This is a genomic window from Bacillus sp. JK74 (genome assembly GCF_053663395.1).
This window is the reverse complement of sequence record NZ_JBSJQB010000002.1, coordinates 946,683-963,430: the sequence shown is the minus strand read 5'-3', so window position 1 is coordinate 963,430 and position 16,748 is coordinate 946,683. Positions and strand designations below refer to the sequence as shown.

The window sequence follows — 16,748 nt, the reverse complement described above, 5'->3', positions numbered from 1 at the left end:
TCTTCTCTATTCATTATCAGCTAAAATAAGATTAAAGATAGAAAGAAGTGAAACGGATGGATTCAATGGATCAGCGTATCGGGCGTTTAGAATATTACATACAATTGCTGGTGAAAACGGTGGATATGGATAAGTACCCTTTTTATGCGATGATGATTGAAAAAGGGCTGACCGAAGAAGAAGGAGAAGAGGTCGGGCGGATCTGCCGCGAATTGGAGGACGAGCTGAAGTCGCAAAAAGCGCAAGGCTTTGTGACGTTTGACAAGCTCCTTGCGCTTTTTGCGGGACAGCTGAACGAAAAATTAGATGTTCATGAAACGATTTTTGCTCTGTATGAGCAGGGGCTTTATACAGCGCTGATGGAAGAATTTATTGAGATTATGAAGCACTTTGATTAACTGTTGATCGGTTCCAGCTCTTCAGCCGTTTCATGGACAGCCGATTCGTCCGTTTTTTTCTTCAGCCTTCCGTCTTCACTATCAAAATCATTGTTTATGTTTGTCAATGATTTCTCGAATATCTCCATAAAATCTTCGCCGTAAATGTGGCGGATGACACAGGTTAATTCTTCAACTTCCGGAAACTTCCCGAATAAGTGGTAGATCGGCTGTGAGCCTTTAAACACCGCGTTTCTCGACGGGTCAAACTCCTCAAGCAGGCTTTCGAATACATTTTCCCCTTCTTCTGTTAACTGAATGTACGTGTTCCGTTTATCATTCAGCCGCTTGGAAAATTTCAGATATCCCCGTTCTTCAAGCTTTTTTGAAAAGTTAAATGCAGTTGATACGTGCATAACGCCGAATTTGGCGATTTCTGAAATAGAAGCTCCTTTAAGCTGATAGGCAATCCATAATATATGATGCTCATTAATATTAAGGTCGTACGGCTTCAGCCAATTCTGCCAGTCTTTCTCGATAGATTTCCAGAGCGCTTTGGACAGCTGCGCCATTTTTTGGGTATAGATTAAAGCTTCTTTTAGATCGTAAGGCGGTTCAACACGATTCAATACAGATCACCTGCTTCACATTTTCTTTTCCTCTATTATGCCAATAAAATAAAGATTAATAAAGATGAAAATTTAAGAATTTTATAATAAATTCTTCATCCGTTGCTGTGAAAGGCTTTAAACCGCAAAAAAAAGTGCGGAACGCAATATGTCCGCACTTTTTTTGGTTGTATAGGATATTAGTTTTGTAAGGTTTTCTCCAGCTGTCTGATTTTCTCTTCAATATCAGCGATTTCCTTTTGGAGATCCTGCTGGTGCGGCTTGATTTCCTCCTGCCACCTTTTAATGCTGGTCTGAAGCTCTCCGCCTACGTCTTTAATGACTTCTGCGCTTTCTTTCGCCGTTTGGACAAGCTGGTCCTTAAGTGCCATTCCGTCTTTTTTTAACCGTTTGATTGTGTCCTCAATTGAATTGCAATTTGCTTTGATTTTGCCCCGCAGCTCTTTTCCGGATGAAGGAGCCGAAAGTAACACCGCTGCGCCTCCGATCAATCCGCCTACGAAAAGGCCTGTTAAAAGGGAACGTCCGTCAGCCATTTGAAATCACCCCGTTTTTTTTCTCATAACTTTTATCATTTTTGTTTAGAAGAATAAACTTCTATACATAGCTTGCTTTATTTTAGCATATTTTTTAAGGGAAAAGGAGGGAGAAGGTTGTCTGTCTTTATGATTGTTTTATCTTGTATGGCTCTTGTCTTTGCGGCGGGCGCCGTTTATTACCTGAAACTGCTCGGCCAGGCCGCTTCTTATCCGCCGAAGCGGGTCGTCCGCCAAAAGGCCATCGTCTGCTCAGCAGGAACCGCCCTCGCATTGTTCCTTATCTTTTTCACAAAACTTCTCGTATAAAACATGCTGAAACACATTAAAAAACCTCTTCCGGCCGGAAGAGGTTTCGGTATGCGGTTATTTCACCGTTTCAATCATATTGGACCGTTTTAAGATCGTCTGCACAATCGGATGCATAATGATAATGGCGATCGCATTCAGCGCAGCCGCCGGAAGGACGACCGCGAGCACCAAGGCGGTGAATCCGCCCGGCAGGCCGACAATCAGAAGGGCCAGCGCCAGAAAGAGCAAACCGGAGATGAAGGTGCCGGCTATTGTAATGACGGCGGCGGCCGCTGTCTTTACGCTCTTTTTCACCAAAAGCGCCAGCGCGAGAAACAGAAACGCCGTTACCGGTTTTTCAATGATATTCGGAAGCTGTCCGCCCGGAAAAGATGTCGTGAGTGCGGAAATGATTCCCGTTACAATCCCGATCATCAGCACGTTCTGCACACGGGGGAATAACAGAATACCCATAAACATCATCACAAGCATCATATCGGGTTTCATTCCGAATAATACCGGCGGCATAATGGAATGAAGCACCGCTCCGATTGCCGCAAACAGGGCCATAATGACTAATTCTTTTGTTTTCATACTAAGCTCTCCTCTGCTAAGCTTTTTCGCCATCCAATAATATGCTCGTCATTTATTGCGATGGCCGGAAAAATTGATATGCAAACAGTATATCAAAGGAACCGTTATGTTAGAAGAAATTTATTCGTTTTCCTGCTGGAACTTTTTCATAAACTGAGCCAGTTTTTCACAATCAGCCAGGCTGACGGCGTTGTAGATAGACGCCCTGCATCCTCCGACTGAGCGGTGGCCTCCGAGTCCGGTCATTTTAGCCGCTTTCGCTTCTTCAACGAATTTTTTCGTGAGGCTGCTGTCGCGGAGGGTGAACGTGACGTTCATGTGAGAACGGCTGTCTTTTGCGGCATGCCCCGCGTAAAAACCGCCGCTTGCGTCGATTGTGCCGTACAGGACGTCGGCTTTTTCCTGATTGCGCCGTTCAGCCGCTTCGACACCGCCGTTTTCAGCCAGCCATTCAAGGACGAGGCTCAGCATATAAATCGCAAATGTAGGCGGCGTATTATACAGTGAATCGGCTTTTGTGTGAGTGGAGTATTTCAAAATTTTAGGGACGTTGGCGTTTTCGTTTTCAAGCCATGATTTTTTCATGATGACGACCGTGACGCCGGACGGACCGAGGTTTTTCTGGGCTCCGCCATAGATGACATCAAACGTTTTGACATCAATTTTTCTGCTCAGGATGTCGCTTGACATGTCCGCTACGAGCGGGATCGGTGAATTCGGGAACTCTTTCCACTGCGTTCCGAAAATCGTGTTGTTGGACGTAATATGCAGGTAGGCGCCGTCTTTGATTCCTGTGAGGTCCGCTTCCGGTATGTGGTTATGGTTTGAATCTGCGCTTGTTGCCGTGACAGATGTGTTTCCGAACAGTTTCGCCTCGGCGAGTGCTTTTTCAGACCATGCGCCCGTTACGATGAAGTGCGCCGTTTGCTGCGGCGTTAAAAAGTTCATCGGCAGCATGGAGAATTGAAGGCTTGCGCCGCCTTGAAGAAATAAAATATCATAATCGTCGGGAATATCCATCAGTTCTTTCAGAAGGCTTTTTGCTTTTTGATGCACCGCATCATATTCTTTGCTCCGGTGGGACAGCTCCATGACGGACATGCCGGTGTCATTGAAGTTGACAAATTCTTTCTGTGCTTTTTGCAGCACATCCAGTGGAAGGGCTGCGGGTCCTGCATTGAAATTCGTTGTACGTTCCATGTTTGCGATCTCTCCCTGTTTTCCGCTTTAGTGTAAGAAATAATACAATTATCCTATCACAATTTTTTGATTTTTTTGATATGAAAAAATATAATTTTATGTTTTTTGTGTTACCGGACGCAAAAAAACCTCATCTTTAAGATGAGGCAAGCCGTTTTCTGACGGTTGAAGCGATCTCCTGAAGATCGTCAGGCGCATAGTCTTCGGCGTGGGTCTTCCAGACAGCCCCGAAACCGTCGCCTTTTCCGTAACGCGGAATGATATGCATGTGAAAATGGAACACCGATTGGCCCGCTTTTTCACCGTTGTTATTGAGAATATTCAGCCCGATCGGCTCGAATTCATCGCGGATGGCGCGTGCGATTTTCGGCACCGCTTCAAAATATTCTTTAGAAAGCTCAGGCGTAAACTCGTACACGTTTTCGATATGTGTTTTCGGAATTACGAGCGTATGGCCTTTTGTGACCTGACTGATATCAAGAAACGCCACAACATGTTCATTTTCGTATACTTTTGAAGACGGAATGTCACCGGCAATGATTTTGCAGAAAATACAATCGTCCGCTTTGTGCATAGATGGGTTTCCTCCCTGAAAAGAAATATATGTATATTCTCATCGTACCACAAAAACGGCCAAAACAAAAAACAGGGTGAACGGCTGCGCGTTCACCCTGATGCAGAAGTACGAGCTTTATCACAGAAAATTAAATATGCCTTTTGTAAGCACCTCATTTGTTTTTAAAATGAAGACTTATGGGTCTGCTTAATCATTCCTGGGACAAACACCTCATTTGATTATTTCATCATGAATGAAGAACATCATCAAAGCAGTGTGTGAAGAAATTGTAAGCACAGGACATGTTGATTTTCATCCAACTGTTCTAAGACGTCTTTTATAAACACCTCATTTTCAGTTGATTAAAGCTGTTTCCTTCTACATACATATGATGTCCGCCAAAACGATAACTATGCACGCTTTTCACGTGAGAAAAAAAGGGAATCGTTTCAAATCAGACTTTATTTTTGGTACTATGAAGAAAAACGAATCAGAAGGGGAGAAATTATGTCTCTGCTATCGGTAAAAGACTTAACCGGCGGTTATACGAGAAACCCGGTCTTAAAAAATGTTTCATTCACCCTTGAGCCGAACCAGATTGTCGGACTCATCGGATTAAACGGCGCGGGCAAAAGCACGACGATCCGGCATATTATCGGATTAATGGACCCGCATAAAGGCTCGATCGAGCTGAACGGCAAGACGTTTTCGGAGGATAAGGAAAGCTACCGCTCGCAATTTACGTACATCCCCGAAACGCCGGTGCTGTATGAAGAACTGACGCTCAAAGAGCATCTGGAGCTGACGGCCATGGCGTACGGCCTTTCCAAAGAAACGCTTGAAAAAAGGCTTCCTCCGCTTCTGAAAGAATTCAGAATGGAAAAAAGGCTGAAATGGTTTCCCGCTCACTTTTCCAAAGGGATGAAGCAGAAGGTCATGATCATGTGCGCGTTTCTCGCGGAGCCTTCGCTTTATATCATTGACGAGCCGTTTCTCGGCCTTGACCCGCTGGCGATCAATGCATTGCTGGAGCGGATGGACGCCGCGAAAAAAGCCGGATCAAGCGTGCTGATGTCAACCCATATCCTGGCTACGGCAGAGCGCTACTGTGATGCTTTCATTATTTTACATAACGGCGAAGTGCGGGCAAGCGGCACACTGGAAGAACTGAGAGAGCAGTTCGGCATGAAAGACGCAGCTCTTGATGACTTGTATATTGAACTGACGAAGGAAGACGCCGGCCATGAATAATATGTCTACTATTTGGCAGTCCCGGCTTGAAGAGCATATAAAGGAAACCAGAATGTATATGAAATATATGCTCAATGATCATCTCGTCATTGTGCTGATCTTTTTTATTGCCGGCGCGGCGAGCTGGTACAGCAAGTGGGTCAAAGACATTCCCGTTCATTTTCCCTCATTTTGGGTGATGGCGGTGCTCTTTTCATTTGTGCTGACCGGTTCATACGTCCGGACGCTTTTAAAGGAAGCGGACCTCGTGTTTCTGCTGCCGCTTGAACCGAAAATGGGGACTTACTTTAAGCATTCATTTAAGTACAGCTATCTGTCACAGCTGTTTCCGCTTATTGCTCTGTCGCTTGTATGCATGCCTCTGTTTTTCGCTGTAAGTCCGGGGGCGTCGCTTGCGTCGTATGCCGCCGTATTTATTCAGATGCTAGCGGTAAAAGCGTGGAATCAGGCCATGGAGTGGCGGATGACGTTTATGAATGACAGAAGCATGAAAATGATGGATGCGGTCATACGCTTTATCTGCAATATGCTGCTTTTATACTTCGTCTTACAGTCGTTTTATGTGTACGCTGCCGCCGTCTACATTGTGATGGCCGGCCTTTATGTGTATTTCACATCGGCCGCAAAACATAAATCATTAAAATGGGAAGCTCATATTGAATATGAATTAAGAAGGAAGCAGCGGTTTTACAGAATCGCCAATCTGTTTACCGATGTGCCTCACCTGAAAAAACAGGCAAAACGCCGTGCGTATCTCGACTTTTTGCTCAGAATGATTCCGTTTGAGCAGCGGAAAACGTTCTCCTATATGTATGCGCGGGCCTTTCTGCGTTCAAATGATTATCTCGGCATTCAGGTCAGGCTCACGATTATTTTTATCCTGATTATTATGCTCGTTTCCGCCAATCCGTGGATCACGGCGGCGTTAACCGTATTTACCGTCTTTATTACGGGAATACAGCTTCTTCCGCTGTTCGGGCATTTTCATCATCTTTCTCTGCAGGAGCTTTACCCGGTCAATCAGAAAGCGAAGCTGCAAAGTTTCTTTTCGCTGATGAAATCGGCATTAACCGTGCAGGCGCTGCTGTTCTGTGCAGCGTCAGCCTATGCCGCGGGAGTCAGCGGGGCGCTGTATGCGGCCGTTGCTTCAGCCGTTCTGATTTTTGTGATCATGCCTTCGTATATGGGCGGAAGATTGAAAAAGTACGGCAAGCTGTAATCAATCGGGTTTTTGAAACCTCAATGAAAGAAGGAGACACAGATGACCGACGATCAGCAGCTGATACAGGAAGCACTGCAGTGGAAAGCGCGTTTTTTGCGCAAGGATTCCATGCTTGAACGCTTTTCTAAAGGAATGCAGGCGAAAATAAATGAGCGGATTCCCGATAAAATTCATGCCGTCATCACAGAAAGCATTAAAAAAATGACCGAAGCAACAATGGCGGGTTCAAATCTGGTGAAAAGCAAGCGGGATACAAACGGTATGACGCTTGCTGAAAAAGATGCCCTCGCCAGACAAACCATCGCATCGTACCAAAAGGTCGCGGCAGCCGAAGGTATCGGTACGGGGGCCGGCGGAATTTTTTTAGGGATGGCTGATTTTCCTTTGCTGCTATCCATTAAAATGAAATGTCTGTTCGATCTTGCCTCCATTTACGGCTATGATGTGAAAGACAGGGATGAGCGATTGTTCTTGCTGTTTATTTTTCAGCTGGCTTTCTCAAGCGGTGAACAGCGGAAACGCATATACTCAATGATTGAACAGTGGGATTCGAAAAAGCATGATGTCGATTGGAGAGTTTTTCAGCAGGAATACCGCGATTATCTGGACGTGGTCAAATTGTTTCAGCTTTTGCCGGTCGTCGGAGCCGCCGTGGGCGGAGCGGCCAATTATAAACTGCTGTCACAGCTCGGTGAGACGGCAAGGCACGTTTTTCATTTAAGAATTACAACAGCCGGTACGTAATGTACCGGCTGTTTTTTATGTCAGCGGGGGTAGCTTACCGCGGCGCCGATAAGCACCTTGGCGGCCGTCAGCATCGCTTTTTCATTAAAATCAAATTTCGGGTGGTGATGAGGATAAATGGTTTCCGCGTTTTCTAAAGCGGCGCCCGTAAAGAAAAAAGCGCCTTTTGTATGCTGCAGATAATAGGAAAAATCCTCTCCCGCCATCTGCGGCTCTCCTTCAACGACCTTCGTAACACCGTCTGTTTCCGCTGCGGCTGCCGCAGCGTGCGCCGCTTCCTCAGGATGATTGACGACGGCGGGATAGCCGCGTTTGAAACGATATTCATAGGAAGCGGAGTGCATGGAGCAGATTCCTTTTACGACGGCTTCTATTTCTGCTTCGAGCAGGCTGCGCACACTTTCGTCAAATGAGCGGACGGTGCCTGATATGACTGCCTGATCGGCAATCGCATTAAACGGATTTTCAGCGGTGAACGAGCCGGCTGAGATGACGGCCGGCTGCACCGGATTTACCCGCCGGCTGACGATATGCTGAAGAGCTGTGACGATTTGTGAGCCGATTAAAACGGCGTCTTTCGTATCGTGAGGGATCGCGCCGTGGCCGCCTTTGCCGATGACTTTAATCGTAAAGCCGTCAGCGGCGGCCATTACTGGGCCCGGGCGGCATAAGACCGTTCCGACGGGTTCAGTCGCCCATAGGTGTGTGCCGAAAATGGCATCGACATGTTCGAGGCAGCCGTCCTCAATCATTGCTTTTGCTCCGCCGGGAGATAATTCCTCAGCGTGCTGGTGGATCATCACAAATGACCCTTTCAGTTTTTCCCGGTTGCGGTACAGCACTTTTCCGGCCGCGAGGAGAGCCGCCGTATGGCCGTCATGCCCGCAGGCGTGCATGACGCCGGGAATTTGTGAAGCATAGGGCACATCTTTTTCATCCTGTATCGGCAAAGCGTCAAAATCAGCTCTGAGTGCCACGACCGGTCCCGGTTCACCGCCTTCAATACAGGCTGTGACACCGTTTCCCCCGACATTCGTCCGGATGGGAACGCCAAGCTTTTCATAAAATGAGGCGATGAACGCCGGTGTTTTTTTCTCCTTAAAGGATGGCTCGGGATTCATGTGAAGGTGACGCCTGATTTCAACCATTTCCTCATACAGCCCGTCAAGCTGAGCGTTTAAGCTTTTTTGAAGTGTCGTTAACGTCAAAAGCGATGCCCCCTCGTCTGCTTTTCCCATGATTGTATAGAAAATGTCAGAAGATTTCAATCTTTTTGCTACGGGAGAATGATGATGGCGGCGATCGTCGTGACGATAAGTCCGGCCGCAACCGGGATAAAGTTTTTCCTGGCAAGCTCAAACGGGTCAACTTTACAAATAGCCGCAGCGGGAATCAGTGCCCAAGGGACCAATGTTCCGCCCCCGACCCAGATCGCTGAAATCTGGCCCAGCGCCGTTAAAACGGACGGGTCCGTATGAAGCGCGGCGGAAAACAGCTTTGCCATCGAGCCTGCAAGAGATATACCGGAAAACCCAGACCCGTCGAGCCCGGTAATCGCACCGACTGCGGCCAGGGCGATGCCGGCGAATTCTCCGGACATCGGAAAAGAATGGGACAGGGCCAGTCCGAGGTCATTGACGATTCCCGCAGACCCTTTCGGCAGCGGGGTGTTCAAAATATTTTTAAACCCCGCGTCACCGAGATAAAAGAAGGCCGCGATCGGAATGACGGGGCCGAATACTTTAAATCCGAATTGAAAACCGCCGATAAAATACTCGGTGATCTTTTCTAAATGCCGCTCTTTATATACAATGAAATGAATGATCAGGAGAATGCCGATCGCGGTTCCTCCGACGAGTGCCGTCGCATCGTTTCCTTGGAGGCGGTATACGATCATGCAGATAATATCGGCGAGAAAAACAAGCGGAATGAAAACCGCCAGGATCACCCTGAGTTTTTTCGGCAGATACATACTTGTGTCCAAAGAACCGGAGCTGTCCAAGGAGAGGGGGGCCTTCGTTTTTTTTCGATCCCGCATGATGAGGAAGAAAGCGGTGATTGTCGTCGTTAACCCCATGATCAAAACGAGCGGAATACTTGCCTGCATGACATCGCTCACGGGAATGCCCGCGGCGTCGGCCGTTAATTTCGGGGCCGCCTGAATGACGTAATCGCCCGATAAAGCGAATCCGTGGCCGAACAGGTTCATCGCCATAGCCGCGGCGATCGGAGAAAGGCCCGCCCGGATCGCTGCGGGAAGCAGCACAGCGCCGATCAGCGCCACCCCGGGTGACGGCCAGAAAAAAAGAGAGATGGCAAACATCAGACAGCCGATAACCCAATACGCGACAGCCGGCCCTTTCATCAGCTTTGCAAACGGAGAAATCATCGCTTCATTAATACCGGTTTCGGTCAAAAGGCCGCTCATCGCCACGATAAAACAAATGATGAAAATCGTCGGCAGCAATTCTCCGGCGGCATACGTAAAGCTGTGAAACAGGCTGCTGACCGAAGCGGAGAATGAATGCGTCGTCCATAGCGCAATCACAAAAATGCCGGCGAGTGAAATAAAGGTTGTATCTTTTCTGAGAAGCATAAAAACGATAATGGCCGCGATAAAAGCAACATAAAGCAGATGTACCGAGTAGACGCCGATCCCCAATTGAACCACTCCGTTTATAAATAGGATTGCTACAGGGTATTCATAGGCGGGCGGAAGGTGCAAAGAAGGATGCGTAAAATCGGGACATCAAAAAAGCCGGAGAATCTCCGGCGGTTTTTTAGTCTATTGCGTAATAAGCGGTTACATAAGACGGACGGGAAAAAATAGACGTCGTGTCGATACCGGCAGATGTTCCGCGTTTTTTATGAGCTTCCTGATAAGAGTTTGACTGCTGCCAATCCTGAAAGGCTTTTTCCTCTTCCCACAAGGTCAAAATGACATACGTATCGCCTTCGAGCGGTCTTAATACGCGGATGGCTTTAAAACCGGGTTCATTTTCCACTTTGCCGGCGCGGTTTTTAAACCGGTTTTCAAACAGCGGACGGCCTTCCTGGGTAACGGCGATGTTGTTGAGGACGGCGTAGCCCGGATTTTTGATTTCCCCGACGCTGTCGATGCTTTCATAGGAATGGGGCGCCTGAAAAACGGTTTCTCCATTTGTTTCATGAATTAAAACCGCATTATCCTCCCCTTGCATCAGCACCATATTCTCACTCGGGTGTTTCTTGGCAATCGTCTTTAAAAAATCGGCTGTCCCGTATGTAATATAAACCTTCATATCAGCCACCTCCTGCTTGCTAGTATATCAAAAGAGTGGTATAAGTTTCTATTGGCGACTCATTCTGACATAATTCGAAACAATATTTCCCATACTACAAGTTAAGAAAGGCGAGGTGACTTATGCTGAAAAAGAAAAAAAGATTCTTTATTCCGGCTGTAATTGCGGCGGCAACCGCTTTTCTCGCGTTAATCGGATACATTATCATTATATTTCTCGGCCATTATGTCATCGATGAAAAGAAATTAATACTGCACGCATCTTCAAAAATCGTCGATCAAAACGGTGATGAAATCGCGAGCCTCTATACGGAAAATCGCGAGCCGGTATCCATTCAGCAGGTTCCGGAAGATGTGAGAGATGCCTTTATCGCCGTTGAAGATAAACGGTTTTACGAACATCACGGCATTGATGTGAAGTCTGTCGGCCGGGCGGTGTTCCGGGATGTTTTAGCAGGCGGCAAGGTGGAGGGCGGAAGCACGATCACCCAGCAGCTGGCGAAAAACATTTTTCTGACTCATGATAAAACATTTTTGCGCAAGACGAAGGAAGTCATTATCGCCATCAATCTTGAGCGTGATTACAGCAAGGACAAGCTGCTTGAAATGTACCTGAACCAGCTTTATTTCGGCCATGGCGTTTACGGCATTCAAGCCGCGTCCCACTACTACTTTAATAAAGAAGTAAAAGATTTAACCGTTGCAGAAGGAGCCGTTCTGGCAGCGATTCCGAAGGCGCCATCTCTTTATTCGCCGATTCAGCATCCGGATAAAAATAAAGAACGCCGCGATACGATTCTTGCAATGATGAACGATCAAGGCTATATCAGCGCCAAGGAAGCCGTCAGAGCCCAGGGCCGGACATTGGGGCTTAATGTCAAGAAAACATCAGAAACGCCTTGGTTTGACAGTTATATCGATCTTGTCATCAAGGAGGCGGAAGACCGTTATTCGATGTCAGGAGAACAGCTGCTTCAAGGCGGCTATACGATCCGGACGTCACTTGATTCCAAGCTGCAGAAAACGGCATATACCCTGATGAAGGAAAGCGGCTATTTTCCGGGGACGGATCAGGCGGCAGAGGGAAGCGCCGTCTTTATTGATAATAAAACCGGAGGCGTGCGCGCGGCGGTCGGCGGACGCGACTATGTGGCAAAAGGATACAACAGGGTTACGGCGAAGCGGCAGCCGGGCTCAACGTTTAAGCCGATTGCCGTATACGGGCCCGCCATGCAGGAAGACAAGTTCAAACCGTATTCGCTTCTCCAAGACAAACTGACGTCCTATGACGGGTATGAACCGAAAAATTATGACGGACAGTACAAGGGGGAAGTGACGATGCAGGATGCGATCACTTACAGCATAAATGCGCCCGCTGTCTGGACATTGAAGCAGATCGGCGTGGATACGGGAAAATCGTATCTTGAGAAAAACGGCATGAACATTTCTGACAACGGACTCGCGATTGCGCTGGGCGGTCTGTCTGAAGGCGTCACTCCGCTTCAGCTTGCCGGAGCTTATCATACCTTTGCGGCAAACGGAATGTATACGAAGCCATTTTTTATAGAGAACATCACGGACGAAGACGGAGAAACGTTATCCGGGCCTAAAAATGGCAAAACGCGCGTCTTCAGCGGACAGACGGCATGGAATATGACGAGAATGCTTCAGCAGGTCGTAAAAGAAGGAACCGCTTCACAAGGCAGCTATCAAGGCGACCTGGCGGGGAAAACCGGCACGACCACATTTACCGGCATCCCCGGCGCGACAAAGGACGCCTGGTTTGCGGGATACACTCCCGGACTGACGGGAGCCGTCTGGATGGGCTATGACAAAACGGATAAAACCCATTATCTGAAAGGCGGCAGCCAATACCCGGTCAGACTCTTTAAAGATATCGTCACAAAAGCGGGGGAAAACGGCCGGACATTCAAAAAGCCTGAAAATGTGAAGGAACTGGGCAGCCCGATTGAGCTGGAGGCGGTAAAATCCCTGTCGGCCCGTTATACATTTAAGGCGATGGGACTGATTACGGTTCAATTAAAATGGGATATTCAAAAGGATGATCGGGTTGTTTACCGAATATATGAGAAGAAAGACGGAAAAGACAAGCTTCTGGATTCGGTGAAAGGAAAAGGCAGCTTTGACATACCGTACGCCAATCTGTTTTCAGGGGCTTCATACAAAGTCGTTCCATATAATTCACAGACGAATCAAGAAGGAGAGGGAACGGAATACGTTCAGCCGAAGCTTTTTTCTTCTTAATCATGAATTCGGCGATTTTTTGAACATTAAGCCTCAATTCTATACCATTCTGAAAAAACAAGGTATAGTGTAATGGGCGAAGAACACGAACGTATGGTTGCAGGAGGAAAGGTGGAAATTCAGATGAGTAAACGAGAAGCGTTTAATGATACGTTTTTAAAAGCGGCACGGGGAGAAAAAACAAATCACGTCCCTGTCTGGTACATGAGACAGGCGGGGAGGTCTCAGCCGGAATACCGCAAGCTGAAAGAAAAATACGGCTTAGTCGAAATTACGCATCAGCCCGAGCTGTGCGCGTATGTGACGAGGCTCCCGGTCGAGCAGTACGGAGTGGACGCTGCCATTTTATATAAAGATATTATGACGCCTCTTCCTTATATCGGAGTGGATGTTGAAATAAAAAACGGAATCGGCCCGGTGATCGATCAGCCGGTGCGCTCTGCTGCGGATATTGAAAAGCTCGGCGAACTGAATCCCGAACAGGATGTTCCTTACGTGCTGGAAACGATCCGATTACTCGTAAACGAACAGCTGAATGTTCCGCTCATCGGTTTTTCGGGAGCGCCTTTTACGCTGGCCAGTTATATGATTGAAGGCGGACCTTCTAAAAATTACAACAAAACAAAAGCGTTTATGCACAGTATGCCGCAAGCGTGGCAAATGCTGATGGACAAGCTGGCGGACATGATTATCGTTTATGTAAAAGCGCAGATTAATGCCGGCGCAAAAGCCATTCAGATTTTTGATTCATGGGTCGGCGCGCTGAACCGCGAAGATTACCGGCAGTTTATAAAACCGGTGATGGACAGAATATTCCGGGAGCTTTCAGCAGAGCAAGTTCCGCTGATCATGTTCGGCGTAGGCGCAAGCCACCTGGCCGGGGATTGGCATGACCTTCCTCTTGATGTCGTCGGTCTTGATTGGAGACTCGGCATAGATGACGCCAGAAAACAAGGCATTACAAAAACGGTTCAGGGCAATCTTGATCCGTCGCTTCTTCTTGCGCCTTGGGAAGTCATCGAGAAAAAAGCGAAAGCGATACTTGATCAAGGCATGAAAACGGACGGGTTTATTTTCAATTTAGGGCACGGCGTATTCCCTGATGTCAATCCGGCAACGCTGAAAAAGCTGACGGCGTTTGTACATGAATACTCCGCGGCCCAAAAAACGGAACAATCTTCCTGAGCAGATCGTTGGTTATAAGAAGATTTTCCTGTCAAACTGAGCAGATCGTTGGTTATAAGAAGATTTTCCTGTCAAAATCAAGGTAGACAGACCATCAAAAGAGGTGTTTAACTAAATGAGCAGCAAAAAGAAAATGGGACTTCTCGTCATGGCTTACGGAACGCCTTACAAAGAAGAAGACATAGAACGCTATTATACACATATCAGACGCGGAAGAAAGCCTGAGCCGCACATGCTTCAAGATTTAAAAGACAGATATGAAGCGATCGGAGGCATTTCTCCGCTGGCAAAAATCACGCAGGAGCAGGCGGAGAAGCTCGCACAGCGTTTAAATGAAATCCAGGACGACGTAACATTCAAAGTGTACATCGGATTAAAACATATTGAACCGTTTATTGAAGATGCGGTGGCGGACATGCATAAAGACGGCATTACAGAAGCTGTCAGCCTTGTGCTCGCCCCTCATTTTTCAACATTCAGCGTCCAGTCATACAACAAACGCGCGAAAGAAGAAGCGGAGAAGCTCGGCGGCTTGACCATCAAGTCTGTTGAAAGCTGGTATGATGAACCGAAATTCGTTGATTATTGGGTCGGCCAGGTGAAGAAAACGTATGAATCAATGCCGAAAGAAGAACGGGATGACGCGATGCTGATCGTCTCAGCGCACAGCCTTCCTGAAAAAATTAAAGAATACGGCGATCCGTATCCTGACCAGCTGGAGGAATCCGCAAAACTGATTGCCGAAGGCGCCGGAATTACCGATTACGCAGTCGGCTGGCAAAGCGAAGGGAACACCCCTGATCCGTGGCTCGGGCCGGATGTGCAGGATCTCACGCGCGAGCTGTATCAAAAGCATCCTTATAAAGCATTTGTATACGTGCCCGCAGGCTTCGTTGCCGATCATTTAGAGGTGCTTTACGATAATGATTATGAATGCAAAGCTGTGACCGAAGAAGTCGGCGCAAGCTACTATCGTCCGGCCATGCCGAACGCACAGCCTGAATTTATCGACGCGCTTGCAGCGGTCGTGCTGAAAGAGCTGGACAAGTAGAATTAAACGGTAAAGAAGGCGATAAAAATGAGTGGCGATAAAAAACATCTGGTCATCATCGGCGGCGGCATAACGGGATTAGCCGCCGCCTTCTACATGGAAAAAGAAATCAAGGAAAAACAGCTGCCGCTTGAGGTCACCCTGATCGAAGCGGGCCCGAGAGCGGGCGGCAAAATTCAGACGGCGCATAAAGACGGCTACATCATTGAGCGGGGGCCGGATTCTTTTTTGGAAAGGAAAAAAAGCGCGCCGCAGCTCGTTAAGGATTTGGGGCTTGAGCATCTGCTCGTCAACAATGCGACCGGACAGTCTTACGTGCTCGTCAATGAGACGCTTCATCCGATGCCGAAGGGCGCGGTGATGGGCATTCCGACCAAAATCGCTCCGTTCATCTCCACCGGTTTATTTTCTGTTCCCGGAAAAGCGCGGGCGGCGCTTGACTTTGTCCTGCCTGCGAGCAAACCGAAGGAAGATCAGTCTCTGGGTGAATTTTTCCGCAGACGCGTCGGTGACGAAGTCGTTGAGAATTTAATAGAACCGCTATTATCAGGGATTTATGCCGGAGATATTGATAAGCTGAGCCTCATGTCCACGTTTCCGCAATTCTATCAGACTGAGCAAAAGCACAGAAGCCTGATTCTCGGTATGAAAAAATCACGTCCGCAGCCTTCGGGACAGCAGCTGACGGCCAAAAAGCAGGGCCAGTTTTTAACGCTGACGACAGGACTTCAAACGTTGGTGGAGGAGCTGGAAAAGCAGCTTACGCTGACAAAGGTGATGAAAGGAACGAAAGTCACCCATATCGGCCGCGAGGAGAAAGGATATTCCGTGACGCTTGATAACGGCAAAGTGCTCTATGCGGAAGGATGCATAGTGACAGCCCCGCATAAAGCCGCGGCGAAAATGCTTTCTGATCTGCCGGCGGTTTCATGTCTCAAAGACATGCATTCTACGTCCGTTGCCAACGTCGCCTTAGGTTTTCCTGAGGGAGCCGTCAAGATGGAGCATGAAGGTACGGGATTCGTTATCTCAAGAAACAGCGATTTCTCCATCACGGCCTGCACATGGACGAATAAAAAATGGCCGCACGCGGCGCCGGAGGGCAAAACGCTTCTCAGGGCGTACGTCGGAAAGGCCGGAGATGAATCCATCGTAGATCTTTCAGATAACGAGATCATTAAAATCGTAATGGAAGATTTGAAAAAAGTAATGAAAATAAATGGCGAACCGGAAATGACCTGTGTGACCCGCTGGAACGAAAGCATGCCGCAATACCATGTCGGCCATAAGGAGCGCATCAAAGAGTTCAGAGATGCGCTGAAAGCTTCCTATCCGGGCGTATACGCGACGGGCGCGTCTTTCGAAGGGGTAGGCATCCCCGACTGTATCGACCAGGGAAAAGCCGCCGTATATGATTCACTGGCTTATTTATTTGAAACGTACCAGCCTCCGTTATCGTAAAACGGAGGTTTTTTTGCATGTTCCCGTTCTGTAAAGGGAACACCAATAAAGAGAAAAAACATTTGAATCTTCTTTGCGACTGTGATAAGTTATCTTATGTACAAAA

At 47.7% G+C, this 16,748-nt stretch carries 17 protein-coding genes; 9 read left to right on the top strand and 8 right to left on the bottom strand.

All coding sequences use genetic code 11. The annotated features are described in order from the left end of the window. Nucleotides 1-56: 56 nt before the first annotated feature. Nucleotides 57-398, top strand: coding sequence for a YhaI family protein (locus tag ACWJJ5_RS09325; protein WP_015388481.1), 342 nt, complete (start codon nucleotides 57-59; stop codon nucleotides 396-398). Here ACWJJ5_RS09325 and ACWJJ5_RS09320 read toward each other — a convergent pair. Next, a complete protein-coding gene (locus ACWJJ5_RS09320) occupies nucleotides 395-1,006 on the bottom strand; it encodes an HTH-type transcriptional regulator Hpr (protein WP_003155240.1) in 612 nt (203 codons plus the stop codon). The two genes, ACWJJ5_RS09325 and ACWJJ5_RS09320, sit on opposite strands and share 4 nt — an antisense overlap. Before the next feature lie 179 nt (nucleotides 1,007-1,185). Beyond that, entirely contained in the window at nucleotides 1,186-1,542 is a 357-nt protein-coding gene (locus tag ACWJJ5_RS09315; protein ID WP_007409224.1) for a YtxH domain-containing protein, read from the bottom strand. A gap of 117 nt (nucleotides 1,543-1,659) precedes the next feature. On the opposite strand from ACWJJ5_RS09315, the gene ACWJJ5_RS09310 reads away from it, so the two are divergent. Further along, on the top strand, nucleotides 1,660-1,851 hold the full coding sequence (locus ACWJJ5_RS09310; RefSeq protein ID WP_007409223.1) for a hypothetical protein: 192 nt from the start codon (nucleotides 1,660-1,662) through the stop codon (nucleotides 1,849-1,851). A gap of 57 nt (nucleotides 1,852-1,908) precedes the next feature. On the opposite strand, the gene ACWJJ5_RS09305 is transcribed toward ACWJJ5_RS09310, so the two are convergent. The 3 genes from ACWJJ5_RS09305 to ACWJJ5_RS09295 form a co-directional block, all read right to left on the bottom strand. After that, on the bottom strand, nucleotides 1,909-2,427 hold the full coding sequence (locus tag ACWJJ5_RS09305; protein ID WP_003155234.1) for a tryptophan transporter: 519 nt from the start codon (nucleotides 2,425-2,427) through the stop codon (nucleotides 1,909-1,911). 120 nt (nucleotides 2,428-2,547) lie between these two features. Further along, a complete protein-coding gene (serC, locus tag ACWJJ5_RS09300; RefSeq protein ID WP_441394596.1) occupies nucleotides 2,548-3,627 on the bottom strand; it encodes a 3-phosphoserine/phosphohydroxythreonine transaminase in 1,080 nt (359 codons plus the stop codon). A 136-nt stretch (nucleotides 3,628-3,763) separates the two neighbouring features. Continuing rightward, nucleotides 3,764-4,201 carry an HIT family protein gene (locus ACWJJ5_RS09295; RefSeq protein ID WP_057080120.1) on the bottom strand — a complete coding sequence of 146 codons (438 nt, stop codon included), beginning with the start codon at nucleotides 4,199-4,201 and terminating at the stop codon, nucleotides 3,764-3,766. A gap of 489 nt (nucleotides 4,202-4,690) precedes the next feature. Here ACWJJ5_RS09295 and ecsA point away from each other — a divergent pair, with 489 nt between their 5' ends. From ecsA to ACWJJ5_RS09280, 3 genes are read left to right on the top strand one after another with little or no spacing between them, the layout of a single operon-like run. Beyond that, nucleotides 4,691-5,434, top strand: a complete 744-nt coding sequence (gene ecsA, locus ACWJJ5_RS09290; RefSeq protein WP_003155231.1) for an ABC transporter ATP-binding protein EcsA — start codon at nucleotides 4,691-4,693, stop codon at nucleotides 5,432-5,434. Next, complete coding sequence (locus tag ACWJJ5_RS09285; protein ID WP_007409219.1) at nucleotides 5,427-6,653, top strand: ABC transporter permease; 1,227 nt, start codon at nucleotides 5,427-5,429, stop codon at nucleotides 6,651-6,653. The genes ecsA and ACWJJ5_RS09285 overlap by 8 nt, the downstream gene beginning before the upstream one ends. 42 nt (nucleotides 6,654-6,695) lie before the next feature. Continuing rightward, a complete protein-coding gene (locus ACWJJ5_RS09280; RefSeq protein WP_025649550.1) occupies nucleotides 6,696-7,400 on the top strand; it encodes an EcsC family protein in 705 nt (234 codons plus the stop codon). 20 nt (nucleotides 7,401-7,420) lie between these two features. Here the strand turns inward: ACWJJ5_RS09280 and ACWJJ5_RS09275 are convergent, their stop codons facing one another. From ACWJJ5_RS09275 to hmoB, 3 genes are all read right to left on the bottom strand, one after another. Beyond that, nucleotides 7,421-8,608, bottom strand: a complete 1,188-nt coding sequence (locus ACWJJ5_RS09275; protein ID WP_058906678.1) for a M20 family metallopeptidase — start codon at nucleotides 8,606-8,608, stop codon at nucleotides 7,421-7,423. Between the two features lie 68 nt (nucleotides 8,609-8,676). Continuing rightward, nucleotides 8,677-10,062, bottom strand: a complete 1,386-nt coding sequence (locus tag ACWJJ5_RS09270; protein ID WP_182068759.1) for a hypothetical protein — start codon at nucleotides 10,060-10,062, stop codon at nucleotides 8,677-8,679. 118 nt (nucleotides 10,063-10,180) lie between these two features. Continuing rightward, nucleotides 10,181-10,681, bottom strand: coding sequence for a heme-degrading oxygenase HmoB (gene hmoB / locus ACWJJ5_RS09265; protein ID WP_003155224.1), 501 nt, complete (start codon nucleotides 10,679-10,681; stop codon nucleotides 10,181-10,183). A 122-nt stretch (nucleotides 10,682-10,803) separates the two neighbouring features. On the opposite strand from hmoB, the gene ACWJJ5_RS09260 reads away from it, so the two are divergent. The 4 genes from ACWJJ5_RS09260 (at nucleotide 10,804) to hemY (ending at nucleotide 16,642) form a co-directional block, all read left to right on the top strand. Beyond that, nucleotides 10,804-12,945, top strand: a complete 2,142-nt coding sequence (locus tag ACWJJ5_RS09260) for a transglycosylase domain-containing protein (RefSeq protein WP_033574485.1) — start codon at nucleotides 10,804-10,806, stop codon at nucleotides 12,943-12,945. 123 nt (nucleotides 12,946-13,068) lie between these two features. Further along, nucleotides 13,069-14,130: a uroporphyrinogen decarboxylase gene (hemE, locus tag ACWJJ5_RS09255; RefSeq protein ID WP_032875175.1), complete on the top strand. Its 1,062-nt coding sequence runs from the start codon at nucleotides 13,069-13,071 to the stop codon at nucleotides 14,128-14,130. Nucleotides 14,131-14,245: 115 nt separating this feature from the next. Continuing rightward, on the top strand, nucleotides 14,246-15,181 hold the full coding sequence (gene hemH / locus ACWJJ5_RS09250; RefSeq protein ID WP_003155221.1) for a ferrochelatase: 936 nt from the start codon (nucleotides 14,246-14,248) through the stop codon (nucleotides 15,179-15,181). Nucleotides 15,182-15,208: 27 nt separating this feature from the next. Further along, on the top strand, nucleotides 15,209-16,642 hold the full coding sequence (gene hemY / locus ACWJJ5_RS09245) for a protoporphyrinogen oxidase (protein ID WP_003155220.1): 1,434 nt from the start codon (nucleotides 15,209-15,211) through the stop codon (nucleotides 16,640-16,642). Nucleotides 16,643-16,748 lie beyond the last annotated feature (106 nt).